General features: G+C 70.9%; 7 protein-coding genes. 4 read left to right on the top strand and 3 right to left on the bottom strand.

Annotation, left to right across the window (positions count from 1 at the left end; genetic code table 11):
• Window positions 1-562: 562 nt before the first annotated feature.
• Together ACGFIO_RS37075 and ACGFIO_RS37070 are read right to left on the bottom strand one after the other, a co-directional pair.
• Window positions 563-1,837 (bottom strand): rod shape-determining protein MreC, encoded by a 1,275-nt coding sequence (locus tag ACGFIO_RS37075; RefSeq protein ID WP_392834114.1) that lies wholly within the window; start codon window positions 1,835-1,837, stop codon window positions 563-565.
• On the bottom strand, window positions 1,830-2,348 hold the full coding sequence (locus ACGFIO_RS37070) for a SigE family RNA polymerase sigma factor (RefSeq protein ID WP_392834112.1): 519 nt from the start codon (window positions 2,346-2,348) through the stop codon (window positions 1,830-1,832). Before ACGFIO_RS37070 ends, ACGFIO_RS37075 begins: the two co-directional genes overlap by 8 nt.
• Window positions 2,349-2,442: 94 nt before the next feature.
• Here ACGFIO_RS37070 and ACGFIO_RS37065 point away from each other — a divergent pair, with 94 nt between their 5' ends.
• Window positions 2,443-3,210: a phosphotransferase gene (locus ACGFIO_RS37065; RefSeq protein WP_392834110.1), complete on the top strand. Its 768-nt coding sequence runs from the start codon at window positions 2,443-2,445 to the stop codon at window positions 3,208-3,210.
• On the opposite strand, the gene ACGFIO_RS37060 is transcribed toward ACGFIO_RS37065, so the two are convergent.
• Window positions 3,207-5,018 (bottom strand): glycoside hydrolase family 127 protein, encoded by a 1,812-nt coding sequence (locus ACGFIO_RS37060; protein WP_392834108.1) that lies wholly within the window; start codon window positions 5,016-5,018, stop codon window positions 3,207-3,209. The genes ACGFIO_RS37065 and ACGFIO_RS37060 overlap by 4 nt on opposite strands.
• Window positions 5,019-5,159: 141 nt before the next feature.
• On the opposite strand from ACGFIO_RS37060, the gene ACGFIO_RS37055 reads away from it, so the two are divergent.
• From ACGFIO_RS37055 to ACGFIO_RS37045, 3 genes are read left to right on the top strand one after another with little or no spacing between them, the layout of a single operon-like run.
• On the top strand, window positions 5,160-5,921 hold the full coding sequence (locus ACGFIO_RS37055; RefSeq protein WP_392834105.1) for an alpha/beta fold hydrolase: 762 nt from the start codon (window positions 5,160-5,162) through the stop codon (window positions 5,919-5,921).
• Window positions 5,918-6,871, top strand: a complete 954-nt coding sequence (locus ACGFIO_RS37050; RefSeq protein ID WP_392834102.1) for an NAD(P)H-dependent flavin oxidoreductase — start codon at window positions 5,918-5,920, stop codon at window positions 6,869-6,871. Before ACGFIO_RS37055 ends, ACGFIO_RS37050 begins: the two co-directional genes overlap by 4 nt.
• Entirely contained in the window at window positions 6,868-7,449 is a 582-nt protein-coding gene (locus ACGFIO_RS37045) for a cadmium resistance transporter (protein ID WP_392834099.1), read from the top strand. The genes ACGFIO_RS37050 and ACGFIO_RS37045 overlap by 4 nt, the downstream gene beginning before the upstream one ends.
• Window positions 7,450-7,754 lie beyond the last annotated feature (305 nt).

Below are 7,754 nucleotides of genomic sequence, written 5' to 3'. Positions count from 1 at the left end.
CAAGCAATGCCGATCCGTGGCCACCCGCTACGACAAGACCAGCAGCTCGTTCCAGGCCACCGTCACCATCGCTGCGCTGCTGCAGTGGCTATGACTTTGGCGACGCGCCCTAGCGGCGAAGTTGGCTGCGTTGCAGCCGCATCTGGATCAGCGGCAGTGGAGGTTGTTGCCGGGTGTGGAGGCTGTGGCGATCGGCCGGGTCGGATCGCCTTGGTGGCCCAGTTGTCCGGGGCGTCTCGGACCACGGGGCAGACCGGGGTGGGTGTGGTCCGGGCGGGTGTTGCTCCGGATAAGCGGGTCCGGGCGCCGGGCGGAGGAGCAGTTCGCGCAGATCAACGCTCTCGCCACCAGGTTCATGGCCGCCGGAGATCCCCTGATCAGCTTGGACACGAGCAAGAAAGAACTGGTGGCTACGGCTGCGGTGCGCCGCCCGAGTCTGCCGAGCCCAACTTCAACCGGCCCATCGACGTGGAAACGAGCGCATGCAGCTCTGGGCGGGTGAACGTTGTCAAGACGTGAATGAACCACAGAATCGCCCTATCTGTCAGCGAGGGTGCCGCGGTCAGCCGGCGGAGGGCGTCATGATCGACAATCTGGTCAGGTGGGCGAGGTCGGCTGTTGGCGTGAGTTCCACCGTGGTCGCGCCCGCTGCCTTGTCCGCCGACGCTCGCCCTATCGTGACAGCGCCGATCTGATTGCCCTGTTGGGACGGGTCCGGCATTATGACGCGGTTCGTCCCATAGATATCGCCGCTGGCGGGAATGTTTTCCATGATCAGCTTCTCGCCGTTACCACGTACGGATCCGGGAACATTACTGATGTTCGTGTACGCCTGCCCCGCGAACCCGATGCTGGTAATGAGATCGACAGTGGCTTGGCCGCGGATGGCGTCGACTGCCTTGACCCGTCCGACGAGACCTTTGGCCACAACGGCCAGTTGCCCGGGCCGGATCGCCTGATCCTTCAGGTACGCCACGGTTATCTGTTGGGCGGTCCGGCTGAGCACCTCGGCTGGTACGGCCCGCGCGTCGCCGACAGCACCGTCCTCACCGGGTACCTCGAACACCTTCGTGGCGCGGGCGAACGGCCGCTTCGGCTTGATGAACCCGGCGATCGTCGTCGTCGCCGCGGTCGCGGCAATCGGAAGTTCTGTGACAACGAGACGACTGGTGGGCCCGTCCGGGTCTTGGACCATGTCCTGATCGACGGCGGTGCTCGACACCCGTACCGCTGTCACGCCGGGCATGGCGACGGCGATGGCGTACGTACCCCATCCGTCATTACCGACCGTGCCGGCGGCTCCGCTCAGCCTAGGACTGACCAGGCTGATCACCCGGGTTTTCACCGGGTCGGGCGCCGGCCGGTCAGCCCGCATCAGCAAGGTGTCCGCCGCACTTGAATCGCCGGTGAAGAACGCCAATCGCGCGGCACCTTGTTTGTCGTATCCCTGCAGGACGACCAGCTTCGAGCCAAGGCGCCAATTGTTCTCCGCGACAAGGGCCCGGACGGCAGTGTGCGGACCGGCCGAGTTGGTACGCCCCCAAACGTCAGTGGCCTCACGCACCAGGCCCGCGTCCACGTCTCCCGGCGGGGACCAGCCCAGGAACGGGCCATCCGGAGGCGATGCGACCAGTCGCGGCGTGGACCCGAACCCGGCGACCCGAAACATTGTCACCAGCACCGCCAAGCACACTGCCGCCGCGGCTACGGTGGCGAGACGCCGCCGCCCGCGAATCCGGCCCGCCCGTCGCATGATCTGGCGTTCATAGTCCTCGGCCGGCGTCACCGGTTCGGCCAGATCCGCCAGGCCGGCACGCAACTCGGTCGTGTCACGCACAGTGCACCCCTTCAGCGACAGCGTCAGCCTCCGTCCACCGTTTACGCAGTGTTTGCAGGCCCCTCGACGAGAGACTCTTGACCGTGCCCACCGAACATCCCAGCGCGTGTGCCGTGTCCTGCTCGGACAGATCCTCGTAGAAGCGCAGCACGACGGCGGCCCGCTGCCGTGGCGGCAGCCCGTCCAACGCCCGGCGCAGCAGGTCCCGTTGCTCCACCCCGACGTACTCGTCGCGCGCCTGACTCTCGGCTAGCCGGCCCAAGGGCAGTTCCCACCAGGACCGACGCCGCTTCGAGGTGATGAAGGTATTGACCAGGATCCGCTGCACGTAGTGGTCGATGCCGTCCGAGTGTTGCAGCCGGGACCACGCCACCACCGTCTTGGCCAACGTCGTCTGCACCAGGTCCTCGGCTTTCCCCCGGTCCCCGCACAGCAGGAAGGCCGTCCTCAGAAGCGATCCGTAACGCGCCCGGACGAAGGCTGTCACCTCTTCATCCTCGCGGTCGCGCATCAGCCCCCCACACGCTTGGACTCAATCTCACGACCACTACCTACACTCTCGACCCCCACAAAGGTTGTCTCGACCGCCCCGCATACTCGGATACGTGAGTCTCGACGAGACGCCGCTCCCGGCGGGGCGGATGACGCAGGGCATCACTCGCCGTGGCGGGCAACTGCTGCGCCCGATGGGCACGTGGTCCGGCGCCGTCCATGAATTTCTGCGGCACCTGGAGGCGGCCGGGTTCTCCGGTGCGCCGACCTTCCTGGCCACCGAGGGGGAACGCGAGGTGCTCACCTATGTTGAGGGGGACGTGCCGGCCGACCCGCGGTGGCGACCCGGCCGTGGCCATCGGCTGCCCGCCTACGCTCGTTCCGAGGCCGCCCTGGTCGCCGCCGCCGAGCTGATCGGGCGGCTGCACGGGGCCGCGCGAGGCTTCCGGCCGGCCGACACCCGGTTCCGGTTCGATCCGCGCGTACCCCGGGCGGGGGAAATCATCTCGCACGGTGACCTCGGGCCCTGGAACACTGTCTACCGCGACGGCGTGCCGGTCGCCTTCATCGACTGGGACGCGGCCGGGCCGGTCAGCCCGCTGGTCGAACTGGCCGCCGCGGCGTGGGAGTTCGTTCCGCTCGGCCCGCCGGAGCAGTTGCGCCAGGCGGGGTTCGACCCGCTGCCGGACATAGTCGAGCGGCTCCGGATCTTCGCCGGCGCCTACGGTCTGGCCGACTGGCGCACGATTCAGCCCGCCCTTCAGCGGTGCCGGCTGCTCGCGGCCGAACGCGTCAAGTACGCACCGGTGAACGCGGCCGAGGCCGCCGAGGCCCTGGAACACCACGCCCGCGAACTGCGCTGGCTACATTCGTTCCTCTAAACGGTCGGCAGCCAGACGCGCATGGCGCCGGGTCCGCGGTTGGCCCAGGAGTGGTACGGGATCGCGGTGAAACTGATCTTTCCCCGCTCGCCCGGCCCGCCCTCGGAGTAGAGGCTCCGGCCCAGGCCGGCGGCGTGACCGGAGAGCACGAGCGTGCCGTCCGACTCGGTGATCGGCGCGGCCGGGTCGAGGCGGATCTGCTCGACCAGCACGCCATCGGGGAGGTCGGCCTGCTCGATGCAGTAGACCACCGGGCCGCGGAGGATCGCCACGCAGCCGCGTACGGCGTCGACCCGCTCGTCCGCCCGAACCAGCCGCGGCCTCATCGGCAGGCTGAGCCGGACGACCGTACCGTCCACACAGGACACGCTGAGATACTCGCCGGGCACCGGTTCGCCGGCTCCGTCCGCCGACGCGCCCGCGGCCCAGGCCGGCACGCGGATCCTCAGCTCGCCGCGGCCACTCACCCTGATCGTCAGTTCACCATCGGATGGGTACGCGGTGAGCACGGTGACCGTCATCCGCTCGGAACGGAACTCCCCCGCCGTCAGCAGATGCAGCTGGATCCCGTCGTCGTCGGCCGTCGCCGCGTACGAGTGCAGGGACGCCAGCAGCCGGGCGATGTTGGGCGGGCAGCAGGCGCAGGCGTACCAGGGGAGGCGTTCGCTGGGCGAGTCCTCGTCCGAGCCATTGTGCCCGGTGCGCAGCTGCAGCGGGTTGGAGTAGAAGAACGCCGTGCCGGTGGCCGCGGTCGAGGCCGCGATCGCGTTGAGGACGGCGCGTTCCATCTCCTCGGCGTAGCGGGCCCGGCCGGTGGCCAGCAGCATCCGCCAGCACCACTGGAAGGCGGCGATGGAGGCGCAGGTCTCGGCGTACGCGCGGTCGGGCGGCAGTTCGTACGGATCCCCGTACGCCTCGTCGCGGTGCCGGGAACCGTGCCCACCGGTGACATAGAGCTTCGTGTGGAAGGCCGACTCCCACAGCCTTTCCATCGCGGCCAGCAGGGTCTCGTCGCCGTTCTCGAGGTAGAGGTCGGTGACTCCGGCGGCGAGGTAGAGCTGCCGCACCGAGTGCCCGATCGCCTCCGCGCCGGCCCGGACCGGCAGGTGGTCCTGGTAGTAGAGCGAACCGAACTGCCCCGGTTCGAGCCACCGGTGGCCGCGGCGCTCGATCTGCAGCTCGGCGGCGTGCAGGTAGGCCGGCTCGCCGGTCTCCCGGTAGAGCTCGACCAGCGCGGTCTCCACCTCGGGGTGCCCGTCGATCAGCGGTACGCCGTCGTCGCCGAACCGTTCGACGATCAGGTCGCCGAGCCGCCGGGCCACGCCCAGGAACCGTTCGTCGCCGCTGCCCCGGCGCAGCGCCACCGCGGCCTGCATGAGGTGGCCGGCGCAGTACAGCTCGTGCGCGTACTCCGGGTGGGCGAACTCGGTCACGCCCGGCGTGCCCTGCACGTACGTGTTGAGGTAGCCGTCCGCGGTCTGCACCCGCTCGAACAGCCCGGCGACCTCGTCGAGCAGGGCGGCGTACGCGTCAGTGCCGCTGCGCCCCTGCTCCCAGCCGATCGCCTCGAGCGTCTTGTAGAGGTCGGAGTCGGCGAACCAGAAGCCCTGGAACTTCCCGCCCCGGCCGGTGTCGGCGATTCGCCGGAAGTTCTCGATGACGCCGGTCCGCTCGACGTTGGTGACACAGTGCGGGATGGTCGCGCTCGCGTTCAGCTCCTGCCAGGCGCCGAGGAAGGACTCCGGGTCGAGGCGGCCTTCGACCGGCGCGAGGCGGGTCCTGGCGCGTGGGGCAACAGGGGTGCTCACTTGGCCTCCGCTTCCGGAATCTTCTCGACGCCAACCTAGGAGCCTGGTCTTTCACCGGTCAAGGACGGTGGATCTAGGCTTGGCGGAGATCGGCCCCGGCCCCCGGGGTCCCTGCCACCTCGCCGTACGGGAGTCCCAGCCTTGTTTGTCGATGTGAACGGCGCCCGCCTCGCCTACTCCGACGAGGGCTCCGGGCCCATCGTGATCAACGCACACGGCCTGACCCAGAGCCGGGCCAACGACCGCGCCGCCGGCCTGGTCGACTGGTCCGCCCTCCCGGCCGCCGGCTACCGCCTGATCTCCTACGATGCCCGCGGCCACGGCGAGTCGACGGGCATCGCCGACCCGGCCGTCTACCGCTGGGACAACCTGGCCGACGACCTGCTGGCCCTGATCGACCACGTCTCCCCGGGCGAGCCCGTGCACGCCTTCGGCGTCTCGATGGGCACCGCGACGATCCTGACCGCGCTGACCCGTTCGGCCGGCCATTTCCGTTCGGTCACGCTGGGCGCGCCGCCCACGGCCTGGGAGACCAGAGCGGCCCAGAGCGCCCTGTACGCCCAGTTCGCCACCATGACCCCGGCCGATTTCGCGTCGGCCTTCGCCGAGGCACCCGCCCCGCCGATCTTCGCCGGTTCGGACTTCGTCGTGCGCCCCGACGTCCGCCCCGAGCTCCTGTCGGCCGTCCTCGGCGGGGCCGGCGACTCCGATCTGCCGGCCCCGTCGCTGCTCGCCGGCGTCGACGTGCCGGCCCTGATCCTGAGCTGGGCCACCGACCCCGGCCACCCGGTCAGCACCGGCGAACGTCTGGCCGAGCTGCTCCCGCATTCCACCTTCCACGTCTCCGAGACGATGGCCGACGTCAAGACCTGGGCCGCCCGCGCCGCCACGTTCTTCGGATGACCCTGTCCACCGCGTTCACGTCGCTGCTCGGCCTCCGGCATCCGATCGCGTCCGCGCCCATGGGCGGTTCGGCCGGCGGCGCCCTGGTCACCGCCGTGTCCCGGGCCGGCGGCCTCGGCCTGCTCGGCTCCGGCGACGGCGACCCGGCCTGGCTGGCCCGGGAGATGGTCCTGGTGGACACCGGCCGGCCCTGGGGCGTCGGGTTCCTGACCTGGGCCCTCGACGAGGCCAAGCTGGACCACGCGCTCACCTACCGGCCGCCGGCGGTGATGCTGTCGTTCGGCGATCCGGGCCGGTTCGTGGCGGCGGTCCGCTCGGCCGGAGCGACGTTGATCCTTCAGGTCACCGACCTGGCGGAGGCGCGGCGGGCGGTGGACCTGGGCGCCGACGTGATCGTGGCCCAGGGCACCGAGGCCGGCGGCCACGGCGCCCGGCACGGCCGGTCGACGCTGCCGTTCGTACCCGCCGTCGTGGACCTGGCCGGCCCGATTCCCGTGCTGGCCGCCGGCGGCATCTCCGACGGCCGGGGCATCGCCGCGGCCCTCGCCCTCGGCGCGGCCGGTGCCCTGCTCGGCACCCGCTTCCAGGCCACCACCGAGTCCCTGGCCGACCCGGCCGTCGTCAAGGCGATCCTGGCCGGTTCGGAGACCGAGCGCGGCTCCGTGCTCGACATCGTCCGGGGCTCGCACTGGCCATCGGCCTACACCGCCCGTACCCTCGCCCATCCGCACCTCGACCGGTGGCGCGACCGCGAACGGGAGGCCGCCGCCGACCCGCGGGCCCGCCAGGACTACCAGGACGACCTGGCCCGGGGCACCATCCCGCCGCAACCGGTGTGGGCCGGCGAGGGCGTCGGCCTCATCCACGACCTGCCGTCGGCCACCGACCTCGTTCCGGCCCTGGCCGAGCAGGCGGCCCAGGCTCTGGCCCGGGCCGGGCGCCGGCCGTGAGCCCCGGCGTCATCGGCTCGGCGGCCGGGCTGTTCGCCGTCACCAACATCGACGACATCGTCGTGCTCGCGTTGTTCTTCGCCCAGGGCGCGGGCCACCGCGGCACGGTCCGCAACGTCGCCGCCGGTCAGTACCTCGGTTTCGCCGCGATCCTGGTGGCGGCGGTTGCGGCCGCGTTCGGGGCGACGTTCCTGCCCGAGCGGGCGATCCCGTTCCTCGGTCTGCTGCCGCTGGCCCTGGGCGTCAAGGCCGCCGTGCGGACGTGGCGGCACCGTGACGACCCGGACGAGTCTGCGGGCGCCCGGTCCGGCGCGCCGCGGATCCTCGAGGTCGCCACGGTCACGTTCGCCAACGGCGGTGACAACGTCGGCGTCTACGTTCCGGTCTTCACCACCGCCGGACCGACCGGCATGACCGCGTACGTGATCGTCTTCCTGATCCTGGTCGCCGCCTGGGTCGCGGCCGGCCGCTACTTCGCCACCCGCCCCCTGATCGCCAGGGCCCTCAGCCGCTGGGGCCACATCCTGCTCCCCCTGGTCCTGATCGCCATCGGCCTGCTCATCCTGATCAACCCCTGACCCACCACCAAAACGACCAGCGGTAGCCCCGAGCGCCCTCCACGCCCCGAAAGCCGCCCAGACCTACCACCAAGACGACCAGTGGTAGGCCCGCGCGCGGTATCCAGGACCCGGACACCGACCGGGGCCACCACCGACAAGAACAGTGATAGGTCTGGGCGCTTCAGGACCCGGACACCGACCGGGGCTACCACCAAGCGCCGGGGGCGGGTCAGGCACGGTAGCGGCCGTTGCCGTCGGGGCCGGCGCCGTCACGGCGAGCCCGGTCGTGGCCGGGGCGACGGACATCGCCCCGGCCACGACGA

It is taken from the genome of Actinoplanes sp. NPDC049265 (assembly GCF_043197135.1).
Lineage (GTDB): Bacteria > Actinomycetota > Actinomycetes > Mycobacteriales > Micromonosporaceae > Actinoplanes.
Note: the sequence above shows the minus strand (reverse complement) of the source record. Positions and strands in the feature narration are given on the sequence as shown.